The sequence below is a fragment of the Sulfobacillus harzensis genome (genome assembly GCF_012933365.1).
In the GTDB taxonomy this organism is placed as follows: domain Bacteria; phylum Bacillota; class Sulfobacillia; order Sulfobacillales; family Sulfobacillaceae; genus Sulfobacillus_B; species Sulfobacillus_B harzensis.
The window spans coordinates 42,512-59,675 of the sequence record NZ_JABBVZ010000003.1 but is presented as its reverse complement, the minus strand read 5'-3'; the positions used below and the strand labels follow the sequence as shown (position 1 = coordinate 59,675).

Genomic DNA, 17,164 nt, shown 5'->3' with positions numbered 1-17,164 from the left:
GCTCAGATGCGGTGGCCGCATGAGATTGCATCGCGGAACATACTGTGAACGATGGCGACGGCGCTTTTCCGCCGCACGGGATCACCTAGCAAACGGAGGAGGCTCGTGAACGTGCAGGCCTTAGTGATACTGCCAACATACAACGAAATCGGAAACCTGGCTCCCATGGTGGACGCTATCTTGGCCCAGGGAGACATGTTTGACGTCTTAGTCATTGATGACGGTTCGCCTGACGGCACGGGTATTTTGGCGGATCATTTAAAGAAAACCCATCCCGGCCGGGTGGAGGTCATTCACCGGCAGGGCAAGTTGGGTTTGGCGACAGCGTATTTGACCGGCTTCCGCTTTGGGATGCAGCGCGGATACGATTTCCTTTTCGAAATGGACGCGGATTTCTCCCACAATCCCGCTTATCTTCCCCAGTTTATCGAGACCATGCGCAGCACCGGTGCCGACTTGGTTTTGGGATCGCGCTACGTGGCAGGAGGCGGAGCCACCAAGTGGCCCTGGTATCGGCGCTTAATTTCGCGAGGCGGCTCGTTGTATGCCTCAAAGATGCTGGGTATCCCGGTCCGTGACTTGACAGGCGGATTTAAGTGCTTCCGGGCACAAGTTTTAGAATCAATGAATTTAGAGTCGATCCAAGCGAGCGGCTATGGGTTTCAGATTGAGCTCACCTACCGAGCCGTTCAAGCCGGATTCAAAGTGGTCGAAATGCCAATCATTTTTGAAGAGCGCCGCGAGGGGCAGAGCAAGATGTCTCCCGCGATTTTTATGGAGGCGTTTTGGATGGTGGCGAAAATGCGCGCCGAACATCAAACCGCAGAGCAGAACGCCGAATGGGAGCGTCTCCGTCCTTAGATGATTCGCCGGCTTGTTTTCTATCTGATGGTGGGTGCCAGTGGCATCCTGGTGAACCTTGTGGTGCTGACCGCGGTTCATCGGTTGTTGCCTCACTGGCCAAATCCCATCACTTATCTTTTTGCGGTTGAGGCCTCCATCATTTCGAACTATCTTCTTAACGCGCGTTTTACCTTCCACAACCCGCTGTCCTGGCGGGGGGCCGGTCAGTTCAACCTGGTATCGGCTGCAGGTGCCCTTATTCAAACGGCCATCTACACTTTTCTGATGCGCCATTTTGGATGGCACTACCGCATTGCCGACTTGGTGGCTATTCCCTTTGGGACCGGTTTTGGCTTTTTGTTCTCATCCATTTGGGTTTTCAGGAAGCGAGGCGAATCGCATGAACCTGACCGAAAACCGGGGGCGGAACCCCAGCCCCAAGGTACTGAAGGTCATAGCTGACGCCGGGATGGCACTTCTGGCCAGCGGCGCCGAGGTTTCCCGGGTTGAGGATACCATGCAGCGGCTCGCCACCGCATATGGGTTTGAGGCGGTGGAAGTGATTGTGCTTCCCACCGCCCTTTTTATTAACGCCGCCAATTTTGATACCGTAATTCGCCGCATCCGCGCCCGGTCGGTCAATTTGGCAGTGGTGGCGCAGATTAACCAAGTCTCCCGCGACATCAGTCAAAATCCGGTGCCCGCTGAGGAGTTGGAACGGTGCTTGCAAGAGGCGCGGCATGCCGCCCGCTATCGTCCTGAGGCCAATCTCTTGTTTGCGGGGGTGGGGGCTGCCGCCATCAGCCACTTGATGGGCGGAACGGCCGTAAATTTTCTTCCCGCCTTTATCGCGGGAGCGTTGACCCAATGGGTGCGGCAAACCTTGCGCCACACCGGGGTTGCAGGTGGGGTGGCTGACATGGTGTCTGCCATGACGGCTGTGTTGCCCGCTTTATTTGTCGCGGGCGTCCTTCATCAACCGCATCCCGGGGCCGTGCTCGTAGGGGGAATCATGGTCCTGACGCCGGGCCTTCTGATCACGACGGCCGTGCGCGATGGCATCCAGGGCGATTTATTGTCAGCCGCGGCCCGCATTTTGGAAGCGCTCTTGTCCGGGGCGGCAATTGCGGCTGGTGCAAGTCTGCCGCTATATGTATATCTGGCCATGGGGGGGCGTTGGGTATGATTGTGGCCGCCTTATTGTCCGGTGTCACGGCCGTCGCCTTCGGCCTCTTATATCAGGTGTCCGGGTGGACCCTGGTTGTGGGGGGCATTGTGGGCGCCGTCTCCTGGGCCTTCGCCACCCTGTTGGGGCATCTGCCCGGTGCCGGCTTTTTAGGGGATTTCGTGGGGGCCTTGATTGTCGGGGGGCTTTCAGAAATTGCCGCCTATGTCCGTCATGAACCGGTGCTGGTTTTTGTGGTGCCCGCTATTATTGCTTTTGTTCCCGGCGATCTCGTCTATCAAAGCATGGTGGCCTTCTTAAAGTCGCAATTTGAGGCGGGACTCCAGTCGGGGCTCAGCGCATTATTTTCGGCGGGCGCCATTAGTCTAGGACTCGCTTTGGCCACTGCCGTAATCCGTCCCCTCATTCGTCGCTCCCGCATTTAAGAACCCGTGTGGGTGGATACTACCCATACGGGAGGGATTTACATGGATCTGCAGGTGTTAGGTAGCGGCGACACCACCGAGCGTTTTTTGCGCTACATGGCCTCCAATCCGGCGGCCAGGCGGGGTTGGATTCGCATGGGCGACGGGACCGCAATTGAGGTTTCCGACGACTATGTGGAGGCTTTTAAGGAGATCGCTGCGAATTTTGGTCTGGAGGTGGCGACGGCTGAGACGCCTCCGGCATTCGAATAAGGCCTTGTGTTTGCAGGGCCTCAAGCACCCCTTGCGGATGCTGGGTAATGACGAACACTTCTTGGGCGGCGCCGCTGGAGCGGCCGATGAGTTTGAATCCGCTTTGGGTTAGATATTGAAAGGTAAAGCCCATGGCTCCGCCGCTTTTGGGTTTGATGATGCCGGGAATAATGCCATCCACCTCCGGGAGCGATCCGATGAGTTTGAGGCCATCTTCCAGCGCCGCCACCACATGGTGCTGGCGCTTCACTTTGCTGCGACGATACTTGGCCATGGCGTTCGCTCCCTTCCGGCATTCCCATTTTACGCCATGACGAAGGGGAGGGGAAAATGTGTATTGTGACCGCTGCGGGAGTCCCATGGCCCAGCGCATCCTAGAAGGCAAACGCCGGCAGGTGTGCATCGCTTGCAAGGCGGTCCGGTACCCCGACATGATAGCCTCCGTGTCAGCGATTGTCCACCGTCATCACGAGCAGGTGGTGTTAGTGCGCCGTGCCATCGCTCCCGGCTTCGGCCAGTGGGTTGTGCCAGGCGGATATGTGGAAGCGGGAGAGAGTTTAGAGGCCGCTGCGGTGCGAGAAACCTTGGAGGAGGTGGACATGCAATTGGGGACACCTTGCCTTCAAGGCGTCTACTCATCCCCTGACACCCGCATATTAACGGCCGTATACGCCATTGATGGCGATTTTTCCCGGGCGCGACCCGGTCTTGAAACCTTGGAGGTCAAACTTTTCGCGCTAAGGGACATTCCCTGGAGCGCAGTGTATTTTGACATCACCCGTCAAGCGCTGGCCGACTGGGTTAGGAAGGTGTCGCCGAGGAAAAGCGATCTTGCCAATGGCTCTTGTCCTGAGTAATCGCCTCAGGCAGGCGCACGTCATGCCAAGGCCTGACGACCAGTTGGCCGTGTTCCACCAGAGCTTTTTCCGGGTTGCCGCTCCCTTCCGGGTTTCCCAAGGCGAGCACCGAGGCAATGCGAACCTGGCTCGGATCGAAGCGGAGCGCGTAAATGACCCGTGAGGGGTCTTCCGGCTGTCCCGCATACACAGAGCCCCGGAGCCAGCCAAATACCATCACATCGCCCCCGGCAGTGACAGTAGCCCCAGGGTTAACATCGCCAACAATGATGAGATCGCCAGGATGCGAGAGACGCTGGCCAGACCGAATGGTGTGGCGCACAACCTTGGGCGGGGCCATGAGTTCCGCAGGCCGATCCGCGAGAGGCGCAATCACCCCCGGAGATTCGTTCTCCTGAATCCCTCGAAGGCTTAGATTGGGGAACGCCTGAAACGCCTCGGTAATGCGCTCAAAGAGTTCGGGATTGAGGGCGTCCTTCGGAACTTCGATGAGCAGACTGGCGCGGCCAAGAAATTCTTCCTTAGCGTGCAGCGTCGCTTTCAGTTCCTTGACGAAGTCGTCGTTTGTGGAAAAATGCTTTGCGATGAGGCGAAGCCCCCGGCGGTCACCCTTAATCTCCATCTTGTACACCGTCCCATTCTAAGTGCCGACAATATCCCCAGAAATTCGCGACCGGCCATGGGAATTCCTGCCGATTCGACGAAAATGTTTCGACACGGTTGTGCCGTGTAACTCAGCATTACCCATAGCATCCCACGTTTTCGCGGGGTAGCGCAATACCCTCGGCGGGCCGCCCAAAATGCGTGTTGTCATGCGCTTTTATGCGGAATGGCCTGTGCGTCGAGTGGCGAAGATTGTCTTGTTCTCTCCTCGGCTTAAGCATGGGCGCTCCGTCCCAACAGGGAAATTGGGCATGACCATCCCTCACCAACTGCACCGAATTTTGGGACAAGCCCTCAATTCTTCGCCCGCAGAACGCATAAGCCGCATCCGCGGGCCATTTTCGTGAGGCCGGCGGCTAGGGGCGGATTCCTGATCTGACACGATTGTCCACATTTCATACCATGAGCAGGCCAAATTGTCATTCACTGACAACCGGGGGAACCGTTAGTGGGGTGAATCGAAATCTCGTAGGGCCTTTCCTCTCCTGCCCGAACCCGTCAGCTAACTCCGGAGGCACTACTTATGAGAGGGGCTTTGACCTCGTGAATTTGTCGATGAAATACGCATCCTTGGCGGGTGCTGGCATCCTGGCGCTTCTCATGGGAAGCGGAAGCGCGCTGGCGTACTCGGTGCCGTCTACCGCCCAATTGGCAGTGCACCATCCAGCCATGCGGCAAGTATTGCACTACGGATCCCGGAACCACTGGGTGGCCACGTTGCAAGCGGATTTGCAAGATTTGGGATTCCCGCAAGTGGGACCTGTAGATGGAATCTTTGGACCTAAGACCGAAGCAGGCGTTAAGGCGTTTCAAGCCAAGCAGGGGTTCGCCGTGAACGGTGTCACCTCGCCGGTCGTCTGGCAGGATATGTTGGCCGGTTTTCACTTGGTTCCTGCGCCAGCCGGCCATTCAACACCGAGATTGATTTCTCCCTCGAAGACCAACAGCACCAAGGCACCGGCGCAAAATGGCATCGCGACCACCATCGGAAGTCCGGTGAGTCACGTACTCCCCGCCCAATTCCCCCAAGGTGGCACGCCAACGCCGGAGCCGTCGCTTTCGGGGACCTCGGCCGGCATTAAAGGGCAGTTTGCTCCCACCGTTAAGACCATTGACGGGCGACCGGTATTAAAGGCTTACCACATGGTGGCCACCTCGTATGGACCAAGCCTGGCCGACAACTATCCCTACGGACCGACCGATGCATTTGGCCAACCGCTGCAAGACGGTATGGTTGCCGTCGATCCCAGCGTTGTGCCGCTGCATTCGGTTGTCTACGTGACCGGCTATCAGGACAACTACCTGCCCAAAGGCGGATTTCTTGGTGAGGCTATGGATACCGGCGGCGCCATTAAGGGCGACCGGGTCGATATCTTCATCAACGCACCGGAGCAAGTCATTAACGACTTTGGCGTCCAGCAAGTAACCCTATACGTTCTCGGCAATTAAGTTTCCATATCATAAGGGGGTGTCGCCTTCCAGCGAGCCCCCTTTTTCTGCGCAGGGGCCCTGAGATGCCACCAGTCGGCTTCATGACGCCGGTCTATCCAGGCGAGTTCCAGCGTGCCCTGACTGAGTTCCCATGCCGCCCGCTCCGGCAATAGCTCGTGCTGCTGAAGAAAATATCGGCGCATCCGTGGCCTTATGGTTGAGGGCATCCTGTTGTAAGCGCGTGGTGGCTGAAAGATGAGAGCGAGTGGCGATGTCAACTCGGTCATGGGCGAAAGCGCCCATGCAAGAGGCGCCCATTCCCCGAGCCAAGTTCTCAGGCGCGTCAGCCGCAAACGGCCGCCTTGGGCTACAACCCAAAGATGCCAGTCCGACGGGGCACTGTGATATCGGGCCAGCTTTTCTCGCCACTGCTGTTGGTTTTCCTTTCCCGTGTCGACTTCCAAGGCGATCAGCTCGGTTCGTTGAGCCATTTGGAGGAGAGCGTCGGGGCGTACGCCATTGTCTGGAACTTCGGCCTGCCAGTCGGTGAGGTGCGGCGCCAAGGCATAGAAAATCCGGGTGCGAAGTGCCCAGTGGGCAATTTGGCGTCCGCCATGAAACCGGCGGGCATCCCACAGCGCGTTTTTGTAGAGCAGCATCCAAGGCTCCAGCATGATGTGCTCTGGTTTAAGCCCATACCAGTGCGACAGTTGTTCGAGAGAAAGGTATCCTGTTGTCTCTAACACATTCCGCCAATCGTTATCCATGACCCGACTCCCCCAGCGCATGATGGCTCAATCGAACGATGCGCGGCTTTTGTAGAGTTCCGTGGGTGGTCAAGTGGGCCATGGCCAATCCTCGCTCGAGATATCGCAGGGGCACATCTAGACTGAAGGGATCGGCGGCCTTTTGGAAGCGCGTGATATCGGCGGCGGCGCTGCCAGGGAGAATGAGGCGTTGCCGGGCGTTGGCCATTACCGCTTCTTGCAGGGCCGGGCTGAGCTGACCCATGTCCTGATGGGCGAGAATTAATCCGATGGAGTAGCCACGAGCCAGTGCGAGAAAGTCGCTCAAGTCTTCGGAAACCCATTGATGAAATTCGTCCAGGTAGAGATAGCAGGGAGGGTGGGGCTTGGCCGGGTCGCGGCGGTATGCGGCTTGGGCAAGTCCATGCCATAAGAGATTGCCCAGTGCCTGCGCTGATTGTCCCAGATTTGCCAGAGAAAGCGTGGCGGCCATCACCCAGCGCCCCTCGAGAACCTCGTCCCAGGTAAAATCCGTCGGGGCGGACAATACCCGACGCACAATCGGATTGGCCCAGAGCAATTCGAGGCGATTAAGCAATCCTTGGCGATCTTCCCGCCCTTGGCCCGGCTTTCGCGCCCATTGTTCGGTGAAGAAGGCTCGCGTCGCTTCATCTTCGGCAGCGCGCACGATCTGTCGCTGGTGAGCTTCATCGCGAAAGAACTGCAGAACCGAGCCAATGTCGGCCGACTCGCCATAGGCCTCTTTCACTGCCCGGACGGCGTACAGCAGTTGCACGCGGGCAGCCACCGCATAATAGGGATGGCCTCCGTCGCTAATCTGGTTGAGGGTCCAAGCAAGCCCTTCAGCGGCACTTTCGGCCGGACCCGCCAACGGGTTGAAGTGGGGGCAGTCTTCGTCCAATGGGTTAAAGCGAATGATGGAGCGGCCATGGCGGATCGCGACGGCAATGGCGGTGCTGGCCAAATCGCCTTTCGGATCCATAACCACGACCCCCAATTGTTGACGGATGTCCTGGCCGATTAATGGCATCAATACGGAAGAAGACTTTCCTGAGCCGGTAGGGCCGAGCACATGAAGGTGCAAAAAACGTTCGCTGGTGGTGAGGGTGACGGGCAAGGGAATAATTCGGTGCCAACCCACGCGGGTGTTTGCTCGGGATTTGGCGAGACCCCACACCAGGAGGAGGCTGGGCAGGGCGGCGAGACTCAAAAGCCAGACATGCCAGTCGACGGCCAAACCCGAGGCGGCCATTAAGGAGAGAGTCCACGAGAATCGGCTGGGATTTGTTGCAATGCGAAGAGATGCCGCGAGAAGAACGACGGCCGCCAACGATATTGTGATGGGCGAGGGGCTCGCCACCCAAACGCGGATGAGGGCGTCCATCCAGCAAAACAGGACGCCATATCCGAGAACGATAAGGGTAGCCCAATTGACCCATTTGGTGGCGTATTTACGCATGCGACTCGCCTCGCGGGAGTATTCGCGCAATTCGACAATAATCCTCTTTTAGGAAGAAGCTTCTCGTGTCGGGTGGTCCCAAGGCATGGAAGCCGGCTGGTTGGCCGACACTATGGGCAATATCGACGAAGGGATGGGGCGCGTATGGAAGAGCCAACCAAAGAACCGCGCTATGGCGAGCAAGTTGGTCAAGTCGAGCCGATTGGCATTGAGCATATAGATAAATCCGAGCGTCATGGCAAGGTGGGGTCTATTTTTACCCTGTGGTTTGGAGCCAACGTGGAATTGGCCACGATCACCACGGGTGTCACCGCCGTATCGCTTTTCGGACTAAGTTTTTGGCAGGCCGCCTTTGGCTTTCTTCTGGGAAACCTGATGGGGGCTTCCGTTCAGGGGGCCGTATCGACATTTGGACCCCGTTTAGGGGTTCCTCAGATGGTGCACTCGCGGGCTCCTTTTGGATTTTTCGGCAATTTTGCGCCCGGCGTGTTAAATCTCATTGATGGGGCGCTCTGGTTTGCCGTCAACACGGTACTGGGAACCTTTGCCTTTACCACGTTGCTTCATACCAGTTTTGCATTGGGCCTGATTGTCATGGTGGTGGCCCAAGTGATACTGGCCATTTACGGGCACAACATGATTCACGCCGTCGAACGGCTCATGGCGGGCCTTTTAACCCTGGTTTTCATTGCCGTGTCGATTTTTGCATTTTCCCACGCGCACTATGGGGCGCCCTTCAATCCGCATTCCCCTTTGGGCCGCTATTCGGGGATTAGCGGGGGTATGATCGAGGCTATGGGGTTGGCGTTTTCATATCTTCTCGGCTGGACCGTCTATGCCTCCGATTACACGCGTTATTTGCCGGAAAGCACCCGCTCTGCTGCGGTCTTTCGAACCGCGGCCTCGGCGAACTTCATAGCTGGACTGTGGCTGGAGCTTTTGGGCGCAGCGCTCGCCGGCATTTTTCCCAAAGCGGCCCTGGGCATCAACCCAATTGCGCTCTTAACAGGCATCCATCCGCGTTGGTTGATTGACTTGGCGCTGTTGGCCGTGATGGTGGGAACGGTGACTGCGAATGTCCTCAACATCTATTCCGGATCGCTGTCGGCGTTAGTCATTAATGTACCCCTGAAGCGCTGGATGGCAGCCATGGGCGTTGGCATCGTCGGCGCCATTGTTGCCTATATCGGACACACCAGCTTTTATGTCAGCTTTCAGAACTTCCTGTTTCTCCTGGGTTATTGGCTAGCCCCCTGGGCGGCCGTTGTGTTGGTGGATTTCTTCCTCGTTCACCATGGCCAGTATTCCGTACCTTTCTTTTATAACCCGCGTCGCCGTCTATCTCGAGGGTTTTGGGCATGGCTGACAGCCATCATTGTCTCGATCCCCTTTTTCAATCAAAGCCTGTACATCGGTCCGATCGCCGCCCGATTTGGCCATCTCGGCGACATTTCCTATTACATCAGCTTTATTGTGGCGGGGGCTTTATATGCGATTATCGCCAAAAGGCCTGAAACTGAGTGAGCGCGTAAATCTCAGGAGGCTCTATGGCGGTTTTCTGATGCTCTAGAGATAAACGAAAGCCGTCTCGCATGTGCAGAAACGGCTTTCGGCTTCACGACAAATTTACGCGATGGTTTATGGCGTGCCCGAGTCTGGCTTCCCAGTCCTCGGCTCATCGGGACCCTTGCTTTGGCGGCGTGCATGCCGAAGCGGCGCCATAACCCCGATCGTCAGGAAGGTCCCGACTAGGATTTGGACGATGCCCATCAGCATCTCGGGTCCGTTCAGGTGGACAAAGCCAAGGCTAAGACGAGCAAATCCCATCACCCCAATGGCGCTTCCCAATGCCATCCGTACCGTTGATGCCACGCGGTTATGACGCATGTTTCCGACCTTCCTCGTCCGATGCGGGCGGTTCGCTGTGGCTGCGGTAATATTCTTTCCAAATGAGCCGATGCACGCCCAAGTACCGAGGCAACCGATTTAATCCTGGGATCCACGGAACGAGGGCCAGCGCAAGCCAGAAGAGAAAGCCAATGCTGAGCGCCATCGCGTCGGCAGCCGCGTTGTTGGCGACAAAGGACCACTGGTAAACCCACGTGGGGATGGTCATCCACCAAGCCCCAGGATATCCAGGAACGGCAGGGTGAATGATGCCCCATTGCTCTCCCGTCAGTGCCAGCGGCTTCGCAATCTGGTGCATCGGCGTCCCTTGGAGGAATAAGAGGTAGTTTTGGTTGTCGAACCGGGTCACGATGGATCCGTTTCGAATTAATGCCCCTGACATCAGTCCGCTCTTTCCCAGTAGCAGGACATCATTCATCAACGCGGGCAGAGGTCCGAAGTTGCCCTTGGGCGTGACCACCGCACCATGGCGGTAGACCCCGTGACTTAAGGCGGTGGTGTAGGCGGTTTCCCAAGATTTTTGTTGAGCGGGCGATGCCGCATTAAAGTTCCCGAGTGTTCGGCCAATGGCGGGATTGATTATGGAGGCCATCGCCAGCGGCTTTAAAATGAAGTCGGTGGCCGCGTTGACGGGATGAATCACACCGACGGCACTTTGGATGGACGTCTGCACGCTGGCATTGCCATGGTTATAGGGAGGCCCGTAGCTGGCAATACGTCCTTGGCCGTCCAGGGCGCGCAGCGCCATTTGCTCGAACGCCACGGGGTTTTTGGACGCATAGCTTTTAATGGTGAGCGGAGTTGCTTCCGGCACCCCGAACAGCAGGGACGCCAACAAGACCACGACAATCACCACGGCGAGCGTCGAAAAGAGATGCTTGACGAAGTCCTCAGGCACCAGACGGTAGTCTTTGACGACATCATCCTGTACTCGCATGGGACTATCGCTCCTTTCTCACTTTCACGTTGGGGTAGGGGGGCACGACGCTCTTTAAGCGCACCCGTACGATATGGGCCCCGACAACGGCGCTCAATACCAGGGGAAGCACCACCACGTGCATACCGAACATCTGACCACCGTTGGTGAGGTTAACCCAGCTGAGACCCAACGCATTTAAGCCGTCTTTCGCCTGCACGGCGTTCCATTGGGCATACAAATCACCGTTAATCAAGAACCCGGTAAACGCGGTGGGAATGGCAATCAACATGGCGATGGCTCCGATGAGCCAGGTCAGTCCGCGACCTCCTCGCCAAGCGCCGGTAAAGAACACTCGCCAGAGATGCAGCATCATGAAGAAGAAAAATGCCTGGACGGCCCAAAAGTGGGTCGCGGCGACAAATCGCATGGTTCCGTTGTACGACCAGGTGTCCGGTCCGTTCATTGCCATAAGTACGCCGGTTATCACCAGCACCACAAAACTGGATGCGGTTAGCGAACCAAGCATATACATAAAGCCCTGGGCGTACTCGGGCATTTCTGTAGGCAACCAGGTTTCAGCCGAAAGTGTTCGTTCCATCATGCGCTTGGATGCGGCTGTCCAATTGGCCATAATCATCCCTCCTTTCGAAACGACATGTGGTGCGTGGTTAATGATCGCGGCGTGAAGGCAAAAGTATCCCGACGACAAAAGTCAGCAAGAATAGTACTTCCACGATGTAATTTCCTGATCCGGGCGTCATGAGAGCCTCCTCCTTTGCGGTGATAAGTTGTAGTGTGTCGCATTAGCCGCCATGAATGCCGGTAAATCAAGGATTTGCCCTCAACCGCTGCCGTGAAAAAATGGTTTTTATATACAGGGCGAGAGCACGCGAAGTTACCGGACGACTGGCGGCTTCGCCATGATCGAGCCATGAATTAGCCGGAGGTGCCTTCGGGCATCAAAAAGAACCGCCGAGTCGCAGTACCCGGCGGTTCTTCGAGCCATTGCAATATTGCTGGGAAATAAACCAGTCCTACATGGAGTTACCCGACCAGTCGATGGGGGCGAGAAACGAAAAGGGTGCCAATGCTTCTTGCATAGCGGACGTGATGGCCGTCAGGTGTTCGGGCGTATCCGCCTCAGCCCGAGCGACCAACGCTGGCTGGGTATTCGAGGCACGCACCAACCCCCATCCGTGGGGGAAGACCACCCGAACACCGTCAATGTCTATCACCTCAACGGACGCGTCGGCTTGGAAATGTTGCTTGAGCGCGTTGACCACGTCGGCCTTCTTGTTATCCGGGCAATCGATGCGAATTTCCGGAGTCGAGGGCAGATTAGGCACGTTCTCGAGCAGCGCGGAAAGCGGCTTGTCGGTGTTGGATAGGATGCGAAAGAGACGTCCGGCCGCGTAAAATGCGTCGTCATAACCGTAGTATTCGTCGGCAAAAAACATGTGGCCTGACATTTCTCCGGTAAACACGGCATTTAATTCCCGCATCTTCGCCTTGATGAGCGAATGGCCGGTTTTGTAGAATTCCGGTTTGGCTCCCAACTTCTCCAACTCATCGTACAGGGTTTGTGAGCACTTTACCTCGACGATCGCGGGCGTTCCGGGATATTTGGCTGCGATCTCGCGCCAATAAAGAATCATCAAGCGGTCGCCCCAAATGATGTTGCCCTTCTCGTCCACAACTCCGATGCGATCGCCGTCGCCGTCGAAGGCGACGCCTAAATCGGCCCTTTCCTCCTTGACCGTACGAATCACATCAACCAGATTTTTGGCCACCACCGGGTCGGGGTGGTGATGGGGGAAGGTGGGATCAGGAGTGCAGAAGAGAGGGATGGCATCTACCCCAAACGCCTTCATCACGTCTTCCGCGAAGAGACTGGGCGTGCCGTTCCCGCAATCCACAACCACCTTTAAGCGGCGGGGCCCTAATCGAATTTTTTCTTTAAGCATGGCGAGATAGGCAGGGACGGGATTGGCTTCGGCCCGTGAGCCGCGGCCTTCGGCGAATTCTCCCCGCTCCATTATGCGGCGGACTTCCTGAATTTCATCACCATAAATAGTGGACTTGCCGTAGGCAAGTTTAAATCCGTTATATTCCGCGGGATTATGACTGGCGGTAATCATGACACCGGCTTCGCGGTTGTAATGAACCCGGGCGAAATAGAAAATGGGGGTGGTCACCTGGCCGATATCAATTACATGAATGCCCGATGCCATCAGCCCTTCCGTCATGGCATCGCGATACGCCGGGGACGACGCACGGCTGTCCCATCCTAAGAGCGCTTCTTCTACCTTGCGCTCCGCCAGATAGGTGCCAAAAGCACGACCGAGGCGCTGCACATCCTCGACCGTCATATCCACATCCACAAGACCGCGAATGTCGTACTCCCGGAACACGCTGGAATTCACCGGAATCCGTCCTTTCCTCCACTAAGCTTTCCTTATGTCGCAAATGATACCGCTTTTTCCGGATGCGATACCAATCCCATGAATTTTCGTACGGAAAAAAATAGCTTTTCCGAACGAAGTGAGATATAATGTCGTTGAATGTTCGGGATTTCATTACCGCATAGATTATCTGAGGAGGACGACATGGCGGCATCAAACAGTGCGGAACCCCGCTACGGCGAGGAAGTCGCCCGCATCGAACCTATTGGTATCGAGCATATCAAAGAATCGGAGCGCCACGGCAAGGTCTCATCGGTCTTTACTTTGTGGTTTGGCGCCAACGTCGAGCTGGCGACCTTGACCACGGGAGTGGCCGCCGTAGGGTTGTTTGGTCTCTCTTTTTGGCAGGCCGCCATTGGGCTGGTGATTGGAAATATCATCGGCGCCGTCGTGTTAGCGCTGGTTTCTACGTTTGGTCCTCGGTTGGGTGTGCCCCAGTTGGTGCACTCACGATCGGCCTTTGGCTTTTTCGGCAATTTCTTGCCTGGGGCATTTAACTTGGTGGCGGGCGCATTATGGTTCGCTGTTAACACCGTGTTGGGCACTTTCGCCTTTACGGCTCTGTTGCATACCGGCTTTTTGGTCGGCTTGATTATTATGGTAGTCCTGCAGGTCATTATTGCTGTGTACGGCTACAACATGATTCATGCGGTGGAGCGGGTGATGGCGGGCCTACTCACGTTGGTCTTCATTGGCGTATCCATTTTTGCATTCTCCCACGCCCATTACAGTGCACCTTTCAATCCCCACTCCATCCTCGGGCAGTATTCGGGCATTACGGGGGGCATCATTGAGGCGGTGGGCTTGGCGGTGTCGTATCTATTTGGTTGGACGGTGTTCGGATCCGACTACACGCGTTACTTGCCCAAGACCACCAAGCCGTCGGCAATTTTCGGCAATGTGTTCTCCTCCAACTTTATTGCCGCGGTATGGCTGGAATTGGTGGGCGTGGCCTTGGCGGGTATTTTCCCGAAAGCCGCCAACGGCAACCCGATTGCTCTCATAACGGGAATTCATCCGGCTTGGCTGGTTGACTTGGCCCTTTTGGCGGTGGTCTTCGGAACCATTACGGCCAACGTGCTCAACATCTATTCCGGATCGCTCTCGGCCCTAGTTATCAACGTTCCCATCAAGCGCTGGGTCGCGGCCGTGGCCGTGGGGGTTGTGGGTGCGGTGGTTGCCTATATTGGACACACCGCTTATTACGTAGACTTCGAAAACTTCCTGTTCCTCTTGGCCTATTGGATTGCTCCCTGGGCTGCGGTGGTACTGGTTGACTTCTTCCTGATTCATAAGGGAAGCTATCCCGAGTCCATCTTTTACAACCCGAAGCGCGTCATCAATCGCGGGCTTTGGGCTTGGGCTATCGCCATTATCGTATCGGTGCCTTTCTTCAACCAATCGTTGTACGTGGGGGCGTTTGCCAACGCCCATGGCCACTGGGGCGACATCTCCTATTACGTCAGCTTTGTCGTGGCGGGTGTGGTGTACTGGATTTTCGGCAAAAAGCAAACCGCCTAGCCCGTTGAACGAAAAGCCAGCCTTCCATAGCGGAGGCTGGCTTTTGTGTATGCCAACCGCTTGATGACGGTGTAAAATGGCGGGAGAGAACAGGAGGAAGTCGGTTGCAGATTCGACCATACCGTCCCCACCAAGATTTTCGCGCCCTGTTGGATGCGCAATGCGATTTGTATCAGTTGAATTTTCCACGCTTTGTGTGTACGCCCGCCTTCTTGGCCGATCAGGCCCAGCGGCTTAGGGTAGCAGGGCGGCGTCCATTGGAGAATGGCATTTTTGTGTTGGATGATCAGGGCACTGTGGCCGGGTTTGTCTGGGTGGCGGTCCGCATGGATCTGCAAGGCGCCTACGGCTCGATCGATCAGGTGTATCTAAAGCCCGAGTATCGTCGCCAAGGCTATGGAAAATGGCTTATGCAGGCGGCTGAGGACTTCATAAAGAAACAAGGTCTGGCGACGGCAAGGCTTTATGTGACGCGAGAAAACCACGATGCCGTCAACTTATACCGCGGTATGGGTTATGATGTCACCCGTTACGAGATGGAGCGGCCGATATAGCGGCTTTTTCCATGAGAACGCAATCTTGCCATATACCCTCGTGGAATTCATGCGAAGGAAGGCGCTTAAGAATCCGAAATCCGCATTTTTGATATACGTGCAGGGCTCGAGGGTTGTTGACCCGCGGATCAATGAGAATCCGTCGGGCTCCCATGTGATGAAATAGACTATCCGTTATCGCGTTAACAAGGCGGGTCCCCAGGCCTTGGCCCCACAGCGCTGGTTCCCCAATGAAGAGGTCCATGCCCCAGGTGTCATCCGCAGGTTCCTGGTATTGGGCGGCCGCTTTGTCATCGAGGGGATATACTTGTACGTAGCCTATCCGGCGCCCTTTCCACCAAACGATTAGCGCCTGCACCGGTTCTCCCTGCTTCGGGAGATAGCGTTGCCGCACCAAGTCGGGAGACTGCGGACGGTCGCGGCCCTCATAGTACGCTAGTACCTCCGGGGTGGTGAGCCAGGCGCTCGTATCGTCCACATCAGCCATGGTCATCGGTCGAAAACTCAGACCGTCTGATTCAATGGGGAATGGAGCCTTTTCATCCATGTGCTTATTATCGCATAGTCAAGAGTTCGACAGCGCGTCGGTTGGGTGATCAGCTTGAGAAGGGCGTGCGTTCCCGCTTGGAGCCATGGGCAGAAAGGGAAAAAGGCCGCCAGCAGCGGCCTTTTTCGGGCAATGCTTAGGGTAATTGAGCGGTTGAGGGCATGGTTATCGCCTGATTGGGCTCTTGTCCCAATGTTGCCGAGACGGTGACCGTCTTTCCGTGCAACGTCACCGCCGTCAAGGAGACACGGCTTCCCACCGACTCTTTTTTGATCTGACTTTCGAGAGCGGAGGCGGTAGTGACGGCATGCCCGTTTACCTGGGTGATGACTTCACCGGCCGTGAGTCCGGCCCGGCTCGCGGGGCTGTTGGGTTCAACGTAATCCACTAGGACGCCGGATGCCGTGCCAAGACTATATTGCTTTGCGATGGATTTGTTGTCGGTGGAAATGAACACCCCCAGCCAAGGCCGAGAGACGTGGCCGGTCTTCATCAACTGGGGCACAATCTGATCAAGCGTCGAGGTGGGGATGGCAAACCCAATCCCTTGCCCCTGGGTGGATACCGCCGTATTGATGCCCACAACCTGGCCAGCCAAGTTCAGCAACGGGCCACCGCTGTTGCCGGGATTAATGGCTGCCGAGGTTTGCAGCAAGTTGGTGTAATTGCGCGAGCCAATGGTCAGGGGTCGGCCCTTGGCGCTAATCACGCCTACGGTAACGGTATCGTTCAAATCATAGGGGTTGCCGATAGCAATCACCCAAGCGCCTACCGGCGTGTTGTTGGAGTTGCCCAGAATCAACGTCGGCATGGGTTTGGGCGCGTTAATCTTCAGCACCGCCAAGTCAGTTTGGTAGTCGGACCCCACAACCGTGGCGGTAAACGGCTTGGAGTAACCCTTGACATAGACCTTGATGTTGCTGGCCCCGTTGATTACGTGATCATTGGTGACGATGTAGCCATCTTTATTGAAAAAGAAGCCGGTGCCAATATCGGTCTGAACTGCAGTCTGAGGTGTGATCGGCTGGTTGCCGAACAACGACCCAAAGAACGGATTGAAGAACGGTGAATTATTGACGTTGACGTTTTGCTTGACCGTGGCCACGATTTTCACGATGGCCGGGCTAACGCGCTTGACGACGTTGGACACCGTATCGGGACCCAAAGGCAGTGTTGCCGGTGCTGAGGCCACGGTCGCATACTGCCGGATGTTGGCGGAGGCGTTGGCTTGCGCCTGTGCCCCAGGGTTAAGGTCGTTATAGGCCCAAAAACCTCCACCCATCGCCCCGGCGCCCACCGCAAATCCGACAATCGCGGCGGCCACGGTTCGCTGAATGCTTGCCATAACCTGCCTCCTTACCGCGGAATTT

At 56.5% G+C, this 17,164-nt stretch carries 19 protein-coding genes and 1 riboswitch; of the genes, 9 read left to right on the top strand and 10 right to left on the bottom strand.

What is annotated here, in order from left to right; genetic code table 11:
* Positions 1 to 111: 111 nt before the first annotated feature.
* Genes HIJ39_RS01560 through HIJ39_RS01545 form a run of 4 tightly spaced genes read left to right on the top strand, consistent with a single transcriptional unit; the run spans position 112 to position 2,454 of the window.
* Entirely contained in the window at positions 112 to 861 is a 750-nt protein-coding gene (locus HIJ39_RS01560; protein ID WP_169095983.1) for a glycosyltransferase, read from the top strand.
* Positions 862 to 1,305, top strand: coding sequence for a GtrA family protein (locus HIJ39_RS01555; protein WP_169095981.1), 444 nt, complete (start codon positions 862 to 864; stop codon positions 1,303 to 1,305). It begins immediately after the preceding gene.
* On the top strand, positions 1,244 to 2,029 hold the full coding sequence (locus HIJ39_RS01550) for a threonine/serine exporter family protein (protein WP_169095979.1): 786 nt from the start codon (positions 1,244 to 1,246) through the stop codon (positions 2,027 to 2,029). Before HIJ39_RS01555 ends, HIJ39_RS01550 begins: the two co-directional genes overlap by 62 nt.
* Positions 2,026 to 2,454, top strand: coding sequence for a threonine/serine exporter family protein (locus HIJ39_RS01545; protein WP_207711399.1), 429 nt, complete (start codon positions 2,026 to 2,028; stop codon positions 2,452 to 2,454). The genes HIJ39_RS01550 and HIJ39_RS01545 overlap by 4 nt, the downstream gene beginning before the upstream one ends.
* Positions 2,455 to 2,638: 184 nt before the next feature.
* On the opposite strand, the gene HIJ39_RS01540 is transcribed toward HIJ39_RS01545, so the two are convergent.
* The gene (locus HIJ39_RS01540) at positions 2,639 to 2,980 is read right to left on the bottom strand and encodes a DUF2103 domain-containing protein (protein ID WP_169095977.1); all 342 of its coding nucleotides are present in this window, start codon (positions 2,978 to 2,980) and stop codon (positions 2,639 to 2,641) included.
* A 58-nt stretch (positions 2,981 to 3,038) separates the two neighbouring features.
* On the opposite strand from HIJ39_RS01540, the gene HIJ39_RS01535 reads away from it, so the two are divergent.
* Positions 3,039 to 3,563 carry an NUDIX domain-containing protein gene (locus tag HIJ39_RS01535; protein WP_169095975.1) on the top strand — a complete coding sequence of 175 codons (525 nt, stop codon included), beginning with the start codon at positions 3,039 to 3,041 and terminating at the stop codon, positions 3,561 to 3,563.
* Here HIJ39_RS01535 and HIJ39_RS01530 read toward each other — a convergent pair.
* Entirely contained in the window at positions 3,508 to 4,185 is a 678-nt protein-coding gene (locus tag HIJ39_RS01530; protein WP_169095973.1) for a septum site-determining protein MinC, read from the bottom strand. The genes HIJ39_RS01535 and HIJ39_RS01530 overlap by 56 nt on opposite strands.
* Before the next feature lie 440 nt (positions 4,186 to 4,625).
* Positions 4,626 to 4,758, top strand: a riboswitch (cyclic di-AMP (ydaO/yuaA leader).
* Between the two features lie 11 nt (positions 4,759 to 4,769).
* Between HIJ39_RS01530 and HIJ39_RS01525 the strand changes: the two genes are divergently transcribed.
* Complete coding sequence (locus tag HIJ39_RS01525; RefSeq protein ID WP_338055047.1) at positions 4,770 to 5,675, top strand: 3D domain-containing protein; 906 nt, start codon at positions 4,770 to 4,772, stop codon at positions 5,673 to 5,675.
* Here HIJ39_RS01525 and HIJ39_RS01520 read toward each other — a convergent pair.
* Both HIJ39_RS01520 and HIJ39_RS01515 read right to left on the bottom strand, forming a co-directional pair.
* The gene (locus tag HIJ39_RS01520) at positions 5,672 to 6,424 is read right to left on the bottom strand and encodes a replication-relaxation family protein (RefSeq protein ID WP_169095971.1); all 753 of its coding nucleotides are present in this window, start codon (positions 6,422 to 6,424) and stop codon (positions 5,672 to 5,674) included. The genes HIJ39_RS01525 and HIJ39_RS01520 overlap by 4 nt on opposite strands.
* On the bottom strand, positions 6,417 to 7,883 hold the full coding sequence (locus HIJ39_RS01515) for a type IV secretory system conjugative DNA transfer family protein (protein WP_169095969.1): 1,467 nt from the start codon (positions 7,881 to 7,883) through the stop codon (positions 6,417 to 6,419). Before HIJ39_RS01515 ends, HIJ39_RS01520 begins: the two co-directional genes overlap by 8 nt.
* Positions 7,884 to 8,027: 144 nt before the next feature.
* Between HIJ39_RS01515 and HIJ39_RS01510 the strand changes: the two genes are divergently transcribed.
* Positions 8,028 to 9,407 carry a purine-cytosine permease family protein gene (locus tag HIJ39_RS01510; RefSeq protein ID WP_169095967.1) on the top strand — a complete coding sequence of 460 codons (1,380 nt, stop codon included), beginning with the start codon at positions 8,028 to 8,030 and terminating at the stop codon, positions 9,405 to 9,407.
* 114 nt (positions 9,408 to 9,521) lie between these two features.
* On the opposite strand, the gene HIJ39_RS01505 is transcribed toward HIJ39_RS01510, so the two are convergent.
* From HIJ39_RS01505 to HIJ39_RS01490, 4 genes are all read right to left on the bottom strand, one after another.
* Positions 9,522 to 9,770: a hypothetical protein gene (locus HIJ39_RS01505; RefSeq protein ID WP_207711398.1), complete on the bottom strand. Its 249-nt coding sequence runs from the start codon at positions 9,768 to 9,770 to the stop codon at positions 9,522 to 9,524.
* The gene (locus tag HIJ39_RS01500; RefSeq protein ID WP_169095965.1) at positions 9,760 to 10,728 is read right to left on the bottom strand and encodes a cytochrome B6; all 969 of its coding nucleotides are present in this window, start codon (positions 10,726 to 10,728) and stop codon (positions 9,760 to 9,762) included. Before HIJ39_RS01500 ends, HIJ39_RS01505 begins: the two co-directional genes overlap by 11 nt.
* Positions 10,729 to 10,732: 4 nt before the next feature.
* The gene (locus tag HIJ39_RS01495; protein ID WP_169095963.1) at positions 10,733 to 11,341 is read right to left on the bottom strand and encodes a cytochrome b N-terminal domain-containing protein; all 609 of its coding nucleotides are present in this window, start codon (positions 11,339 to 11,341) and stop codon (positions 10,733 to 10,735) included.
* A gap of 403 nt (positions 11,342 to 11,744) precedes the next feature.
* On the bottom strand, positions 11,745 to 13,133 hold the full coding sequence (locus HIJ39_RS01490; protein ID WP_169095961.1) for a phosphohexomutase domain-containing protein: 1,389 nt from the start codon (positions 13,131 to 13,133) through the stop codon (positions 11,745 to 11,747).
* 183 nt (positions 13,134 to 13,316) lie between these two features.
* On the opposite strand from HIJ39_RS01490, the gene HIJ39_RS01485 reads away from it, so the two are divergent.
* Both HIJ39_RS01485 and HIJ39_RS01480 read left to right on the top strand, forming a co-directional pair.
* Positions 13,317 to 14,693 (top strand): purine-cytosine permease family protein, encoded by a 1,377-nt coding sequence (locus HIJ39_RS01485; protein ID WP_169095959.1) that lies wholly within the window; start codon positions 13,317 to 13,319, stop codon positions 14,691 to 14,693.
* A gap of 104 nt (positions 14,694 to 14,797) precedes the next feature.
* A complete protein-coding gene (locus HIJ39_RS01480) occupies positions 14,798 to 15,247 on the top strand; it encodes a GNAT family N-acetyltransferase (protein ID WP_169095957.1) in 450 nt (149 codons plus the stop codon).
* On the opposite strand, the gene HIJ39_RS01475 is transcribed toward HIJ39_RS01480, so the two are convergent.
* Together HIJ39_RS01475 and HIJ39_RS01470 are read right to left on the bottom strand one after the other, a co-directional pair.
* Positions 15,216 to 15,794, bottom strand: coding sequence for a GNAT family N-acetyltransferase (locus tag HIJ39_RS01475; RefSeq protein ID WP_169095955.1), 579 nt, complete (start codon positions 15,792 to 15,794; stop codon positions 15,216 to 15,218). The two genes, HIJ39_RS01480 and HIJ39_RS01475, sit on opposite strands and share 32 nt — an antisense overlap.
* A 136-nt stretch (positions 15,795 to 15,930) precedes the next feature.
* Complete coding sequence (locus HIJ39_RS01470) at positions 15,931 to 17,139, bottom strand: S1C family serine protease (RefSeq protein ID WP_169095953.1); 1,209 nt, start codon at positions 17,137 to 17,139, stop codon at positions 15,931 to 15,933.
* Between the last annotated feature and the right edge of the window lie 25 nt (positions 17,140 to 17,164).